Source organism: Streptomyces sp. NBC_00433 (assembly GCA_036015235.1).
Classification (GTDB): domain Bacteria; phylum Actinomycetota; class Actinomycetes; order Streptomycetales; family Streptomycetaceae; genus Actinacidiphila.
Map to the genome: position 1 here is coordinate 1640283 of CP107926.1, position 14933 is coordinate 1655215.

The window sequence follows — 14933 nt, forward strand, 5'->3', positions numbered from 1 at the left end:
TCCTCGGGCTGCGGTCCGGCGGTGGAACGGACGAAGAGTACGGCGGGACCGGGGGTCCCGGCCGGTGCCGGCGAACCCGTCACCGGCCGGTGGCCCCGGCCTCGCTGCCCGCAGCTCAGCCCCACAGCGCGGAAAGCTACCGCACCTGCTCGCCCCGCTGCTCCGCGCCGCCGCCCCCGTGCTGGTTGTTCGAACGCTTGCGTCGCTGCTGGTCACTCCGCCCGCAATTGCGCGGGGTGCGCGACCGTAGTCCCAGGGAATTGATCGAAGCCGCAACGACTCCGGCGCCTTCTACGACCTCACCGCAATGGCCGGCCAGTGGGCGACCCAGCAGCCGGATCAGCTGCTGGGGAACCTTCTCGATTCACTACGCGCCCGCACCGGCGGCTCCCTCAACGACGAACGACTGCCCGGGGCCTGACCCACGGCGACATCTCCGCGCATCTGGCCGAGGTCTACGGGGCCAGCATGTCCAAGTCGACGATCTCGACGATTACCGACAACGTCACGGATGGCATGGCCGAATGGCAGAACCGGCCCCTCGACCCGGGGCGGTCTACCCGGTCGTCTTCATCGACTGCGTCCATGTGAGGGTGCGCGACGGCTCCTTCACCCTCACCGGCCAAGGCCTCGGCAAAGTCCTGCGATGTCCGTTTTGGGAGAACGCCGGGTGTGGGGTTTGCTCGTCAGCGCAGTGAGTGACGCCGGTGGTGCGCCTCAGGGAGCCCGAACGTCAGCCCGTTCTCGTCGAGGGCGTTGACGATGGTCAGCCGCTCCTTGGGGAAGAGGAAGCTGAGGTCGACCGCTCCTTGGGCGACGTCGTTGCCGGTCCATTCGAGGAGCTCGACGTCCTGGAGGACCTGACCTTGGAGGGCGTGCAGCTCGGGGCGCGCGTCGTGGCGCCACTGCAGGTCGAAGTCGGGCCAAAGGACCGGCTGGTGGGGGTCGATGCTGTTCCAGGTGATGGAGAGGTCATCGAACTTGTGGTGGTTAAGCTCGACCTGTTCCCCGTCGAAGTCGAGCAGGACGGGGCAGTCGGGGAACCATTCGTTGTCCTGGAGGTCCCAGACCAGCCAGGCGCGGGTCAGTGCGCGGCCGATGAGCGCGCGCAGCCGGTCGCCCTGGGTGGCCATGACAGCGTTGCGGCCGGCCAGCCACTGCGGCTGGTAGCTCTCGATCCCGAAGTTGAACACGCGAGGATCCTCTCAGGCCGGTGCACGCTCCTGAACCTCTGGAACGTCTGGCCGAGGTCCCCGATCCGCGAGCCGCGCGCGGGATACGGCACGCCCTCGTCCATGTCCTAAGCGTTGGCCGCCTCGTCCGTACTGACCGGAGCGACCTCGCTCCCGGCGATCAGCGCATGGGCCGCCGACGCCCCGCAGTCCGTGCTGGCCGCCCTCGGCGGCCCGCCCGACGTGCTGACCGGGCACCACCCGGTGCCCGGCGAGGCAACGCTGCGGCGAGTCCTTTCCCGCGTCGACGGCGACGTCCTTGACCAGGCCATCGGACGCTGGCTCGCCGACCGCCACCGGGCAACCCCGCAGGCCGCCGGCCTGCGCGGGATCGCCGTCGACGGCAAGAGCCTGCGCGGAGCCGCCCGCGCAGGAGGCCGCAAGATCCACCTCCTCGCCGCGCTCGACCACACCAGCGGCCTGGTCCTGGCCCAACTCGACGTCGGCGAGAAGACAGTCTGGCGTAGCCCGATACCGGTCCGCTCCGGCTTGCAGGCCGACCAGCCGGGCGCGGCGGAGCCCGGGAACCCGGGCGTCCGCCGCGAGCCGCCGTCTCCGGCGTCCGGTCTTCAGTTCTCGGTCACCGCCGCCTCAGTCGCCGCCGTTTCGGTCCCCGTGGTTCCGAGTGCGGCGGCTCCCCGGGCGGCCCTGCAGTCAGGGGGCCTTGGGCGGCCACCCACCCGGACGCGTGGTCTGCCCCACCTCGATCAGGTGCCCGTCGGGGTCCCGCAGGAAGCAGCGGATCTCCGGGTAGCCTTTCTCGATCGGCGGCGTGATGAACTCGGCGCCCCGCGCGGACCATTCTGCGTACACGGCGTGGATGTCCGAGACCCGCAGGTTCAGGAAGCTGCTGACCCGGTCCGGGTCCTGCGGCGTCTCCAGCACGACGGTCGGCTTGTCGTCGGTGGGGCCGCCGCCTTCGTTGATGATGATCCAGCCGTTGTGGAACTCGATGATCGACGGGACGCCCGAGCGCAGGGCCCGGCCGCCGAGGACCTCAGTGTAGAAGCGACGCGAACGTTCGACGTCGGCGGACACGATGAAGTGCGTCATGGCGACGTCGTAGGCGGGCGCGTTCTCGCCGGTCACAGTGCCTCCGGGGGTTCGTTCGGATGTTCGAGGGAATCAGCTCCCTTCCACAGTACCGATTCGCGGCGGTCTGGGCGGTGTCCCCGGCCCTTCTGCGAGCCCTGACGCCGACCCCGCCGAAGGAGTCCACCGACCGTGTCGCCGACCGCCGCCGAAGCCGACTGGGTCTCTCGTCTCGCCGACGAGGTCATCGCCGAGGCCGGGGCGCGGGCCGCCGGGAAACCGATCGTCGTCGCCTCCGGGCTGAGCCCGTCGAGCCCGATCCACCTGGGCAACCCGCGAGGTGATGACGCCGCACCTCGTCGCCGACGAGATCCGGCGCCGGGGCCTGGCCTGCGAGCGCATCATCAGCTGGGACGACTTCGACCGGTTCCGGCAAGGTCCCGTTCGGGGTCGAGGGCGTCGACCGCGACGAGTGGGCCCCCTGCACCGGTATGCCGCTGACCTCCGTGCCGGCGCCGGCCGGGAGCGCCCACCCGAGCTGGGCCGAGCACTTCAAGGCCCCGATGTTCTGCGAAGAATGCCCATTGCACGAAGGGGCCGTCGTGTCCAGTGTCGTGCATCCCGCGATCGTCTGTGGCCGGTTGGCATGTATTGGCGGGGTTCCGCGACGGTCCGCATGAGGCGCTGACCGCCCGGCGTGATGAGCTGACCGACCCGGTGCTGTGCACCGATGGTGCGGTGAAGCCGTTGGTAAAGCCGGCGCCGGCGCGGGAGCAACAGCGCGGGCACGGGGCGCTGCACGACGGGATCAACCACGGCGGTCTCGACGTGGGTCGGCTGCGCCGCATAGCTTCCCACGACCTGGCGCTCGCCGTCGCGGGGTGGGACAGCGCCAGGCGTTCGTGTCCGGACATGGAGCGCACGTACATCCACTCCAGAGTGCGAATCACCTCAGCTGGTGCGGCGTTCGGGTTCCGTCGACGGGCGCGGGCGACGTGCTTGGCCACCCGGGATGCCCACAGGCCGGTTCTTTCTGCAGCCTCGGGCCCGGACGGGTCACGCGTTGCACTGAGCTGCTGATTCCGTGTAGGGCCGCGCTGGCAACGGCTGCTGCGGGGTCTCAAGCCATGCCGTCTGACGGTCAGGGGTGATGGTCAGGCCGAACCGCGTGATGTCGGGGTGCCCAGCACCGGTCCACCAGCGGTGTGCGGCCTCGATGTCGTCCCACAGGCGACGGGGGCCGCTTTGGTAGACGGTCGACGTCTGCCGACCGTCGTGGAGAACGGCCGCGGCCCAGGAGTGGTCCGAGATCCCGTACAGCCAGAAGCTGACGTCGGTGCCGCGGCGGTCCGAGACGCTGAAGGCGTCCCGGCCAGCGAACAGGCCGGCGACGAAGCTGAACGGGTGCCCCAGGTTTGTCGCGGTCAAGTCGGTACTGGTGACGGACTCGGCTGCCGCCGCGACGTCGCCGCCGGCGACGCATTCGGCGTGTCCGGCCCTGACCAGGCGGTGCGTGCGTGCCTTCATGAACTCCACGGGCCTGGTGAACGGCCCTTCGGCGCGACTGTGGTCGTCGGCGACGGTCAGGCGCACCACGGCATCGGCGTGGGAGTAGTGCGTGCCCCAGGGCGCCACGACCACCCCGCTGGGGACGGTCTGCTCGACCCACGCGAAGGGCACCGAGCGCACCGCCATCGTCGCGATCACTCTGTCGTAGGGGGCGGCCTGCGGGTGGCCGAGCAACCCGTCGGCCACCAACTCCGGCAACAGGCCCGCCTCGTGCAGCGCGACAGCCGCGTCAGACGCCACGGCCGGGTCGACTTCCACGCTGGTGACCCTGCGCGTGCCGATAAATCATCCGTCCAGGTCACGGACTTGATCGCCGATCTCCGGCTGTCCTGCCCTCACCTCAAACTCTTCATCCGCATGGGGCATGGACGGCATCATGATCTGTCGTGCTGCTGCGCCTGGCCTACCTCGCTCAGACCAACGCCTTCGCCCTCCTCCGCCTGCTGCCGATGAGCGACCGCGACAAGGACATCGAGATCCTCGCGCTCCGACACCAGCTCATGGTTCTGCAACGCCATGTCGGCAGACCGGCCTTCACCGAGACCGACCGCGCCATCCTCGCCGGCCTGCTCCACCACCTCCCGATGGACAAGCTCCGGAGCTTCCTGCTGCTGGCACGCCCCGACACGATCCTGCGCTGGCACCGCGACTTGCTCAAACGGCGTCACGCCGCGACCTGCACACCCAAGCGGCGCGGACGCCCACCCACCATCCCGCTCCATCCGCGCTCTCGTCCTCCGCCTGGCTCGCGAGAACTCCTCATGGGCGTATCGGCGCATCCACGGCGAGCTCGCCGCCCTGGGCATCAAGGTCGCCGCCTCCACTATCTGGGAGATCCTCACGGAGCACGGCATCCCACCCGCTCCGGAACGACAGAGCACGACGTGGGCCGACTTCCTTCGCCACCAGGCCGGCGCCCTGCTCGCCTGCGACTTCTTCGAAACCCGCACCCTCACCGGGGCACGCCTGTACGTCTTCGCCGTCATCGAGCACTCCACCCGCCGCATCCGGATCCTGGGCACAGCACCACACCCCACCGCGCATCGGCACCCACAGTGGTCGGCTGCGGCGACCGGCTTCCTGCGCCGCCTCTCACCGGACCGCAGCGGGTGAGACGGACTGCCCCCGCCCTGGAGTGGGGGCGGTTCGCCGGTCCGCCCGCCTGCCGGCGGTCCCGGCTCGGTGCGGCCCGAGGTGCGGATCGGCGCGGTGCGGTGCGGTGCGGAAGGCTCTCCGACCGCGGACGCCCGGCGCCGAGGCAGTCGGCCTCGGTGCCGGGCGTCCGCGGTCGCGGCGCGGCGGTCAGGACAGGGACCACCGCTGATTGGAGCCGCCGTTGCAGGACCACAGCTCGACCAGCGCGCCGTTCGCGCTGGAGGCGCCGGTGACGTCCAGGCACAGGCCCGACTGCGCCCCGGTGACCGACCCGTCGGAGTTGACGTTCCACTGCTGGTTGCTCTGGCCGTTGCACGTCCAGGTGACGACCTTGGTGCCGTTGGCCGTGCCCTGCCCGCTGGCGTCAAGGCAGAGCTGGCTGCCCCCGCTGTAGACGGTCAACTGCCCGCTGGAGGTCCGGGTGAACTGCTGGTTGGCGCCGCCACTGCAGTCCCAGATCTGCAGCTGCGTGCCCGTGGCCGTCGAGGAGTTGGGCACATCGAGGCACTTGTTCGCACCCACGGCGTGCAACGCCCCCGAAGTGCCGCCGGTGCCGGTCGACGAGCCCCCGTATCCGGCGGCCGCGATGTTCGCCTGCACCGCGTTCTCCGTGGCGTCCGACGGATAGCCGGAGGTCATGGCGCCCTCGTAGAAGGTGCCCTGGGACTGGTTGGTGTTGCCGTTGCAGCAGTCGCCCCCGCTGCCGAGGATGATCGCGCCCTGCTTCTTCATCGGGCTGTAGCCCGGTGGCAGGGCGCCGTCCCACAGTGTACTCAGGCCCCCTGACTGGGCGTTGGCCCCCTTGATCGCGAATCTGGAGGTGCCGTTGTTCTTGAGCATCGCGGTGACGTACGGATTGGTGAACGCCTTCTGGTTGCTGTTCCAGGACTGGCTGCCGCCGGAGTACAGGCCGTATTCGAGATCGGCCTCGACCCAGGGCCCGCTGCCGGAGCATCCGCCGAACCAGCAGCTGGTCCCGAAGTAGATGGCGTCCATGGCACCGGCGCCGTCTGCCCTGCGGTCGGTCTCGCTGTTGCCGTAGTCGAAGCAGCAGCCGCTGTTCACGTGGGTGCCGCTGGTCACCATGTACTCGCCCTCGGGCGCGCTGCCGGTCGGTACACCGGTTTGGTGGCCGTCACGCCAGTAGCTGTTGCCCGGTTTGATGTAGAGCGGGTACGCCTTGCCGCCGGCCACGGTCAGCGACTGCGTCGTCGCGCTGGCCGGGGTGTCCGAGCCGCCCGCACCGCCCGGGCCCTGGTACTTCAGGTCGTTGCCGTGGCCGGACTGGTCGTAGACGGTGGTGATCACGCAGGACGTACCGGTGCAGAAGGAGTCCTGGGCTGCCGCGTCGGCGCGGCCGCCGACCGCCACCACGCCGATGTCGCGGGTCGTGTTGTCGGACGACCGCCGCACCTGGTAAAGACTGCCGCCGAAGGAAGCGTACAGCGCGCGGACGGTGCTGTGCGCGGCCACGCAGGGCGTGCCGCCGGCGGCGTAGATGTCGCACGGCCCCTGTCCTGCGGCGTGCGACGGCGCGGCCGTCCCGGCCAGGACACCGGCGGCCAGTGCCACCGCGGCACCGCCGCTCAGGACGCTGCGCCTGAATCCGCGCAGCCATGTTCGGATCATTGCTGGGTCCTTCCCTTCTGTCGGGATGTCACGGGACCGCCGGCCGTCGGGACGGCGTCGGTGGGGTCGCTCCTGGGGGCGGCGGCACCTGCCCGGTCAGGAGGAGCTGCGCAGGCTCCACCGCTGGTTGGCCTGTCCGTTGCAGGTCCACAGGTCGAGCTTCGTGCCGTTGGCCGTGCCCTGGGCGGACGCGTCCAGGCACAGGCCCGACTGCACGCCGGTGATGGTGCCGTCGGAGTTGACGTTCCACTGCTGGTTGGTCTGGCCGTTGCAGTCCCAGATGATGGCGGCCGTCCCGGGGGCCGTTCCGCGGTTGTCGGCGTCCAGGCACTTGTTCCCGTAGACGGTGAGCTGCTTTCCCGCGGTGTAGGTCCAGGACTGGTTGGCCTGGCCGTTGCAGTCCCAGAGCTGGGCCTGGGTGCCGTTGGCCGTGCCGGCGTTCGGCACGTCCACGCAGCGGCCGGACTGTCCGCCGACGATCTGCTTCCCCTGCGCCGGCTGGCCGCCGTCGGTACCCGTGACGGTGAGCAGCACCGCCTGGTTCGCCGGGACGCTGGTGGTGTAGCCGGTGGTGGAGCTGCCCAGGTCCGTGGCCGTCCAGGGGTCGTGCACCGCGGCGGAGCCGGTCAGGCCGAGGGACGACCAGCGCACGGTGACGGCGGCGGCCGCGCCGGTGCGGTTGAGCAGCACGACGGCCCGGCGGCCGCCGCCGGAGAGTACCTTGCTGTAGACCTGCAGGCCGGAGGAGTCCTCGGCCACCTTGGTGCCCTGCTTTCCCAGCGCGTCCTGGTCGATGGCGACGACCTCGCGGTTGGTCAGGACCGCCCTGGTGTCACTGCTCATGGCGGCCAGGTCGTTCCCCGCCAGCAGCGGGGCGCCGGAGATCGCCCACAGCGCCATGTGGGTGCGGTTCTGCGCTCCGCTGAAGCCGGACATCCCGACGACGAGCATGTCCGGGTCGTTGGAGTGGCCGGGACTCTGCGCGGAGGGGTGCTGCGCCGCGTCGAAGTTGGCCAGGACCCGGCTCATCGACGGGCTCTCCCCGTAGTAGATGATGTCCTGGCTGGTCCGCCAGAGGTTGGAGATGCCCGGCGCCCAGTTCCACGGGGAGCCGTTGCCCCAGTCGCACACCGAGAGCACCATGGGCCGCCCGGTCTGCGCGGTGGCCCGGCCGATCGCCGCGCTGATCGCCGAGTAGCTGCTCGCGGGGTCGAGCCCCTCGGCGTTGCCGCCGCACCAGTCGACCTTGACGTAGTCGAAGCCCCACTGGGAGAACTGCAGGAAGTCCTGGTCGTAGTGGCCCTCGCTGCCGCTGCCCGGCGCCGCGGGGCGGCCGGTCGGGTAGTAGTAGCCGCAGCCGTTCCTGCCCGCGTCGGTGTAGATGCCCGCCTTCAGGCCCTTGCTGTGCAGGTAGTCCGCGATGGCCTTCATGCCGCCCGGCCAGTCGGCGGGGTCGACGGTGATGTTGCCGGCGGAGTCCCGGGTGCCCTGCCACCAGCCCTCGTCGATGTTCACGTACTGGTATCCGGCGTCCTTCATGCCGGAGGAGACCAGGGCGTCGGCCTGCGCCTTGATCACGCCGTAGTTGATCTTCGCGGCGAACGAGTTCCACGAGGCCCATCCCATGGGCGGCGCGGTGAGCGACGCCACCGAGGGCCGGGCGGCCGACGAGCCCGCGGCGGGGGCACTCGCCGCGGTCGTCACGTGCGCGGGGCGCTGCGGTGGCCCGGCGTTCGCGGCTTGGGCGGTCTGCACTCCGGTGAGGGCGGAGAGGGCCAGCGCGGCGGCGGCGGCCATGGCGCCGGCGGCCCGTCGCCAACGGGGACGCAGGGTTCGGCGGCGGCGGGGTACGGCCACGGGGCGCCGGTGGGAGTCGGTCATGATGACCTCCGGTGTGGGGGGAGGGACTGAACGCGGGAGACGGCGCGAGGACACGGTTGCGCGGCTGGCCCGGTTCATGAGAACGCTCACACTTCAGCGCCAGTGAGCCTAGGAAGAGGCTGACCGGTCGTCAATGTTTCTGTCCGGCTTCTTGTTGACTCGTGTGGGGTTCTTTTGCGTTCCGGCCATCCGGGGTGCGAGAGGGCGCCGGCTCGGTGGCCGCGGGGCGGCCTGCTCGCAGGGTCGGGGAGGGCGCCGACCGGCCTGCGGATACCGGCATGTACCGCGTGACGCGTCGCGGGAAGGGTTGACACGGATCGCGGGGTGATGCACGCTGCCGCCGTCACCAGTACGACACATACTCCCCCACCCCGCGAGGACATGTGTCGTACCGATCTGTGCGTTAGCGCTAACAGAAATAGCGGAGTGAACGCGCACATTCCTCGGCCCCCCCGCCCCTTCACGTGCGCGCACAGGGAACGGGAGCTGCCGCCGCCGCTCTCGTCCGGCGCGGGCGGCAACCCGGAGCGGGCGGGCCGCGGATGTGTCGCGGCCCGCCCGTGGTGTCGCACCGGTCGCCGCCGTCTCAGCGGCGGCCGGCCCTCACCCGCCGAGGTCGCAGGTGCCGCCGTTCACGGTGAACGCCTTCGGATCGGCCACCTGGCCGTGTCTTTGCCGAAACTCGTCCACCCTGGTCAGAGCAGTGCGCTGGTTTCTGTGTGTTGTCGGATGTAGAGGCTGCTGTGGTGCTCTGGCGGGGACGACGATCACCTCGGCATGATGATCACTCGTGCCGTTGAAACTCGCGTACTTGAGCGTGGCGAACGTGTTCGCGGCTCTGCGCCTCCTGCCGATGAGCGACCCAGGACAAGGACGCGGAGATCCTGGCGCTACGCCATCAGATCATCGTGCTGGAACGTCAGCTGAACGGGCAGCGAGTCGGCTTCACTGCGGGGGATCGGGCGTTCCTGGCAGCACTGCTGCACCGCCTTCCCAAGGACGCGCTGCACCGTGTCCGGCTGCTGGTGCAGCCGGACACCGTCCTGCGCCGGCACCGCGACCTGGTCGCTCGCCGGCACGCCGCCCGGTCCCGGCCCAATCGCGGGGGTCGCCCCCGAACCGTCCGCTCGATCCGAGCCCTGGTATTGCGCTTGGTCCGAGAGAACCCGACCTGGGGCTACCGCCGACGGCACGGCGAACTGCTCGTCCTCGGAGTGAGAGTAGCCGCTTCCACCGTCTGGGAGATCCTCCAGGACGCGGGTATCCCACCCGCCCCCGAACGGGCGTCGAGCACGTCGGCGGACTTCCTGCGTTCTCAGGCAGACGTACTTCTGGCCTGCGACTTCTTCGAGACCGTCACCTCACCCGGAGCACGGTTGTACGAATTCGCAGTGACCGAGCACGCAAGCCGGCGGATCCGGATCCCGGGCGCCACCGCGCACCCCACCGCGGCCTGGATGACGCAGACGGCCAAAAACCTCGTCATGGACCTCGAAGACACCCACTGCCGGGCACGGCACCTGATCCGGGACCGCGACGGGAAATTCCCCGCACTCTTCGACGCCATCCCCGCCGACGCCAGGATCGAGTCAACACCCAGCGGTGTACGCATACCGCGTATGAACGCGATCATGGAACGCTGGGTCCTCACCTGCCGCCGCGAACCACTGGACCGCACCCTCATCCGGAACCACCGGCATCTGCTCCACGCACTACGCGAGTTCGAGCAGTTCTACAACGAGCACCGACCACACCAAGGCATCGCCAACGCCCGACCACTGCACCCCCTGCCCTCGCCCATCACCGATCCAGGCCAGATCGCCCACCTCGACATACGAAACGCGACCGACTCGGGCGGCATCCTCCACCAGTACCAGCATGCCGCTTGACCTGCACGGACGGGGTTTTCGGCAAGGACAACGTCCTGGACGCCCTGGAGGCCAAGTTCCCCAAGGCCGCCGACCACCTCGACACAGCCCAGGCCGACCTGCTGGCCTTCACCGCCTTCCCGCGTGAGATCTGGCGGCAGATCTGGTCCAACAACCCCCAGGAGCGCCTTAACAAGGAGATCCGCCGGCGCACCGACGTCGTCGGGATCTTCCCCGACCGCACCGCCGTCATCCGCCTGATCGGCGCCGTCCTGGCCGAGCAGAACGACGAATGGACCGAAGCCCGCCGCTACATGAGCCGTGAACTCCTCACCAAAACCCGAACCCACCCGAACGAGTCACAAAACGACGAGATCACCCTGCCCACCGAACTCACCGCGTAGCCTCAAAACAAGATCACCGAGTGGCCGTCGTCACACCACTCCAGCGGACGTGACCCGCTGACCCGGATCGAGGGGATCTTGTGACCGGCGGGCAGATGCACTGCTCAACGAGAGCCGACCGCCCGCAGCGCCGCCAGGCGCCGGGCGTGCGTACGAATCCGTTCACGGTCCTCGGGAAAGACGCTGTCCCAGCCCTCGTCCAAGCCGAACCATGCCACCGGCTGGTTCGGCTCCCCGCTCACCGGAACGCCCCGCGGCAGGATCGCCGCGTAGGACAAGCCCAACGTCGGCGACCAATCAGCTCGGTAGGACCGCACAGCCACAGCCGCGGGCTCGGGCAGCAGATGACCGGCAAGGCCGGTCTCCTCCTGAAGCTCCCGAGCCGCTGCCCCACGCGGCCCCTCCCCCGGCTCCACCTTGCCGCCCGGCGGAACCCATCCGCGCACCCGATGCCTGACCAGCAGGACATGCTCGAAATCCGGATCGGTAACCCACACCTCGGCCGCCATCGGCTCCATCGGATGCCGACAGGCCTCCTCCAGCCAGGCCCGAGCACTGTCGAATTCCCACACCGCGAGACGGGCATCCGCCAACACCTCGTCCAAGATCATCTGACCGATATCGCCATGGCTCATCCGCCTCACCCTAGGCGCACCCTTCCGCCGCACACCGTAGCGAGCGGCGGACTCCCCGCACTGCGCTCCAACGGACTCGCTTCCCGCCCGCCAACCGGCCGACACGCGCAGCAGCCGCATCAACGAAGGAAGAGCCGAGCATGCACGGTGACCGAATCGAGGACGTTGGGACCTGGGTCGTCCTGGGCGGCGTCCACCTGTCAAACCGCACGGCGCCCCACAGGCCCGACGAGCCGATCGTGCTCGTCCGCGTGCCCCCGCAGGAAGTGTGCCGCCCCGCCACCACCGTGATCATCCGATGGAAGACTCTCGGCCTCATCATCTCCCCAGACCGCTTCGAGGACTACTTGAGCCAGGAGTTGGGCCTCCACGTCCGCGCCGTGCCGCCCTTCCAACGCGTCCGGTACGACATCCAGTGCGAGTCGATGCGCACCGGACACATCTACGGAATCTTCCTCGACCACTGCTCCCTCCTCTCGGCCCCTGACGTCGTGCTCTGCCAGTGCGAACTGGAATACCTGCGCTCACGCAGCATCCTCAACCAGCAACAGATGGAGTCCTCCAGGAGATGGAGCGCATCGACAACTGGCTGGGCAGGTACCTCATCACCCGAGGCTGGACGACAGAACGAACCTTCTACTCCAAGCGGAGCTTCCTCCGCGACACCGTCGCCCTCCGGCCCGATCTGGCTCCGCCCAGCCGCCCCGACAGGCCGGAACGATGACCATCACCCAGCAAGCCAAGGATCCGCTGGAAGCAGCATCAGGAGACCGCTGTGCCCGCGCCACGAAAGGGCCAACTTGAAGTGGAACTCAAATGCGGATTTCTTCCTCCTCGTGCAGAGCCATGACGGTGCACACCCCGCGCCGCCGAAGGTGGTCGCCAAGGCCGCCTCACCGCGAGTCACGGACCTCAAGCGGCGCTCCTTTAGGCGCCCTCTGCCTCGTCAGCGCCTGCCTGCTCATCTCCAAGGCCCAGGGCGCCGCCCATGCCCCGGGGTTCCGAAAACGACCGAAACACACGCCTTCGATATCCCAGCCGAGTCGTTGGGCTCCACGTCTGGCCGGAAGAGCCCTCAGGAGGATCTACTTGACCTCGGACGCCACGAACGAACAACACGACAAGGCGCAAGCTGCGCAACCCCCGGTGGGATGTGCGCCCAGCGCAGCACGTCAGTCTTTTGGCACCTCCCCTGGCGACTGGGGCGTCCAAACCGGGAGCTACTCGGGAACGGAAGCAACTCCGCGCGGCGCCGGACTGTGTATGGCGACGTGGGCGAGCGGACAATCGGTGCATGGGCATCGCGGCGGGGACCGGTGCCTGCACTCTCGGCCTGAGCCGGCGTGGGCGGAGCCTTCGTCCTTGTCCAGGTCAGGTGTGCCGGGGTGGCGACTGTGACCGGGCCAGTGTCGCCAGGACCCGCCGACGATGTCGCTGAGGTACCGGGTCAGCGCACCGGTGGGCTTCCGCTACCGCCTGCTTCGGCGCCGGCCTCGCCGGAGGGCGCGCAGTTGGGAGAGGAGCTGAAGGACGCGTACTGGTCGACGTGGGACGGCGCCGCGGCGCGTGCCGGTCTGCGGACGATCTTCGGCCGGCTGCCTGCGATCGTCCGTCGGGTCCTGGTCATGGCCTGGCGCGCTGATGCGCGCGCGACTGCGGCGGTGATCGTGATGCAGCTCGGGTCCGCCGCGATGGCGGCGTTCGGGCTGCTGGCGTCGATCGGCGTTCTGCAGGCCCTGTTCGCTCAGGGTGCCACGCCGGACCGCATCCGTGCGGCCGTTCCCTCGCTGGTCCTGGTGGCCGGTCTGCTGATGGCGCGCGCGGTCCTCGACACCGGTGTCACCTTCTACCAGGCGCGGCTGACGCCCAAGGTCCGCCGCATCGTGGAGACGGAGTTCCTGCATCTGACCGCGCACGTACGGCTGGAGGCCGTCGATGACGCGGACTGGTCCGACGACTCCTACCGCGCCAACGACCGCGGCCTGTACTACGCACGCGAGTCGATCGCCCAGATCCTCGAACTTGCCTCCGCCCTGCTGTCGCTGGCCGGTGCGGCCTCGGTGCTCACCTTCCTGCACCCTTTGCTGCTGCCGCTGCTGATCGCCTCGGTGATCCCGCAGGGTCTGGCCTCCGTGCGGTCCGCGCGGCTGCGGTTCCTGTCCCAGGTGCGGTACAGCACGCTCCAGCGCCGTATGCGGCTGTTCACCTGGCTGCTGCTGGACCAGACCTCCGCCCCGGAGCTGCGCTCCTCGACCGCGCAGCCGGCGCTGCTGGCCGAGCACGAGCGGATCGCCGTGGCGATCGAGGAGGAGGACACCCGTCTGGGCCGGGCCGAGGCCCGGACCGCCCTGGTGGGCCGTGCGATCGGCGGTGCCGCCACCGGGCTGACCTATGCCGCGCTGGCGTGGATGACGATCGCGGGCTGGCTGCCGCTGGCGTCGGGAGGCGGCGCGGTGCTGGCGATCCGGGCGGCGCAGTCCACCCTGACCCGGATCGTGCTGGCCACCCACGTCGTCTACGAACACGCCCTGTGGGTGACCGACTTGACGACCTTCCTGGACAAGTGCCGCACCCTGATGCCCCGCAGCACCGGCCGGAGCCTGGCCTCCCAGGTGGGGACCATCACCGTCGACAACGTCACCTTCATCTATCCCGACGCGGCCAGGCCCGCCTTGAACGGCGTGTCGATGCGCCTGCAGGCGGGCTCCACCGTCGCGTTCGTGGGGGCCAACGGCTCGGGCAAGTCCACGCTGTCCAAGCTGCTGGCCGGCCTGTACGAACCGGCCTCCGGCGCGATCCGCTGGGACGGCACCGACGTCATGGAGGTCGACGCCGAGAGCGTCCAGGCACAGGTCGCCATGGTGCTCCAGGACCCCGTGGAATGGCCGCTGTCGGCACTGGCGAACATCACCATCTCCACCGGCACCATCACCGAGGCCGATCCGCAGCGCGCCCACCAGGCCGCCGTGGACGCCGGCGCGGACGCGGTCATCGCGGACCTGCCGCGGCAGTGGGCCACCCCGCTGTCCCGCCGCTTCAAGGACGGCCAGCAACTGTCGGGCGGCAACTGGGCGAAGTTCGCCGTCGCCCGCGGCCTGTACAAGGACGCCGCGCTGCTCCTGCTGGACGAGCCGACCGCCAGCATGGACCCGCGCGCCGAACACGCCGTCTACACCGCCGTCCTGCGCGGGCGCCGCCGCAAGGACCGCATCACCGTACTGATCTCCCACCGGCTGGCCAGCGTCATCGAGTGCGACCACATCTACGTCTTCCGCGACGGCCGGATCATCGAGGACGGCACCCACACCTCGCTCATGGCCGCCGGCGGCGAATACGCGGCCATGTTCACCCTCCAAGCCGCGGCCTACCGGACCGAGCCCCCGGCCGCGGGCCTCGGGGAGACGCAGGGATGACCTTTCCCCAGTGGCTGCGCGGTGCGCCGCGGCCTGCGCCCTCCTGGTCGTCGGGCCGTCCCCCGCCGAGGACGGGGTCGGCCGCGGCCTGGTCAACGCCGGCAGGGAAAGGGTG

9 protein-coding genes and 6 pseudogenes are annotated in these 14933 nt (G+C 69.8%); 8 read left to right on the top strand and 7 right to left on the bottom strand.

Annotated elements, in window-relative coordinates; all coding sequences use genetic code 11:
* The first annotated feature begins 408 nt into the window (after window positions 1-408).
* Window positions 409-602 (top strand): annotated as a pseudogene (locus OG900_06490) (transposase).
* 84 nt (window positions 603-686) lie between these two features.
* Here OG900_06490 and OG900_06495 read toward each other — a convergent pair.
* Window positions 687-1193 carry a hypothetical protein gene (locus OG900_06495; GenBank protein ID WUH89808.1) on the bottom strand — a complete coding sequence of 169 codons (507 nt, stop codon included), beginning with the start codon at window positions 1191-1193 and terminating at the stop codon, window positions 687-689.
* 114 nt (window positions 1194-1307) lie between these two features.
* On the opposite strand from OG900_06495, the pseudogene OG900_06500 reads away from it, so the two are divergent.
* A pseudogene (locus tag OG900_06500) lies at window positions 1308-1457 on the top strand (ISAs1 family transposase).
* A 429-nt stretch (window positions 1458-1886) separates the two neighbouring features.
* Here OG900_06500 and OG900_06505 read toward each other — a convergent pair.
* The gene (locus OG900_06505; GenBank protein ID WUH89809.1) at window positions 1887-2321 is read right to left on the bottom strand and encodes a VOC family protein; all 435 of its coding nucleotides are present in this window, start codon (window positions 2319-2321) and stop codon (window positions 1887-1889) included.
* A gap of 135 nt (window positions 2322-2456) precedes the next feature.
* Here OG900_06505 and OG900_06510 point away from each other — a divergent pair.
* A pseudogene (locus tag OG900_06510) lies at window positions 2457-2830 on the top strand (lysine--tRNA ligase).
* Between the two features lie 490 nt (window positions 2831-3320).
* Here the strand turns inward: OG900_06510 and OG900_06515 are convergent.
* Complete coding sequence (locus OG900_06515; GenBank protein WUH89810.1) at window positions 3321-4091, bottom strand: hypothetical protein; 771 nt, start codon at window positions 4089-4091, stop codon at window positions 3321-3323.
* Window positions 4092-4207: 116 nt separating this feature from the next.
* The gene (locus OG900_06520) at window positions 4208-4501 is read right to left on the bottom strand and encodes a hypothetical protein (protein ID WUH96085.1); all 294 of its coding nucleotides are present in this window, start codon (window positions 4499-4501) and stop codon (window positions 4208-4210) included.
* On the opposite strand from OG900_06520, the pseudogene OG900_06525 reads away from it, so the two are divergent.
* Window positions 4418-4853: pseudogene (locus OG900_06525) on the top strand (integrase). The gene OG900_06520 and the pseudogene OG900_06525 overlap by 84 nt on opposite strands.
* A 282-nt stretch (window positions 4854-5135) precedes the next feature.
* Here the strand turns inward: OG900_06525 and OG900_06530 are convergent.
* Both OG900_06530 and OG900_06535 read right to left on the bottom strand, forming a co-directional pair.
* Window positions 5136-6617 carry a ricin-type beta-trefoil lectin domain protein gene (locus OG900_06530; protein WUH89811.1) on the bottom strand — a complete coding sequence of 494 codons (1482 nt, stop codon included), beginning with the start codon at window positions 6615-6617 and terminating at the stop codon, window positions 5136-5138.
* Between the two features lie 96 nt (window positions 6618-6713).
* Entirely contained in the window at window positions 6714-8498 is a 1785-nt protein-coding gene (locus OG900_06535; protein ID WUH89812.1) for a ricin-type beta-trefoil lectin domain protein, read from the bottom strand.
* Between the two features lie 790 nt (window positions 8499-9288).
* Between OG900_06535 and OG900_06540 the strand changes: the two are divergent.
* Window positions 9289-10387, top strand: a pseudogene (locus OG900_06540) (integrase core domain-containing protein).
* Between the two features lie 32 nt (window positions 10388-10419).
* Window positions 10420-10770: pseudogene (locus tag OG900_06545) on the top strand (transposase).
* A 104-nt stretch (window positions 10771-10874) separates the two neighbouring features.
* Here the strand turns inward: OG900_06545 and OG900_06550 are convergent.
* Window positions 10875-11405, bottom strand: a complete 531-nt coding sequence (locus tag OG900_06550; protein WUH89813.1) for an NUDIX domain-containing protein — start codon at window positions 11403-11405, stop codon at window positions 10875-10877.
* Window positions 11406-11973: 568 nt separating this feature from the next.
* Between OG900_06550 and OG900_06555 the strand changes: the two genes are divergently transcribed.
* Together OG900_06555 and OG900_06560 are read left to right on the top strand one after the other, a co-directional pair.
* The gene (locus OG900_06555; GenBank protein WUH89814.1) at window positions 11974-12129 is read left to right on the top strand and encodes a hypothetical protein; all 156 of its coding nucleotides are present in this window, start codon (window positions 11974-11976) and stop codon (window positions 12127-12129) included.
* Window positions 12130-12916: 787 nt separating this feature from the next.
* Window positions 12917-14818, top strand: coding sequence for an ABC transporter ATP-binding protein/permease (locus OG900_06560; GenBank protein WUH89815.1), 1902 nt, complete (start codon window positions 12917-12919; stop codon window positions 14816-14818).
* Window positions 14819-14933 lie beyond the last annotated feature (115 nt).

Coding starts and splice junctions, on each gene's coding strand:
- OG900_06535 (WUH89812.1), bottom strand. CDS start 8,498: ATGACCGACTCCCACCGGCGCCCCGTGGCCGTACCCCGCCGCCGCCGA.
- OG900_06530 (WUH89811.1), bottom strand. CDS start 6,617: ATGATCCGAACATGGCTGCGCGGATTCAGGCGCAGCGTCCTGAGCGGC.
- OG900_06550 (WUH89813.1), bottom strand. CDS start 11,405: ATGAGCCATGGCGATATCGGTCAGATGATCTTGGACGAGGTGTTGGCG.
- OG900_06555 (WUH89814.1), top strand. CDS start 11,974: ATGGAGCGCATCGACAACTGGCTGGGCAGGTACCTCATCACCCGAGGC.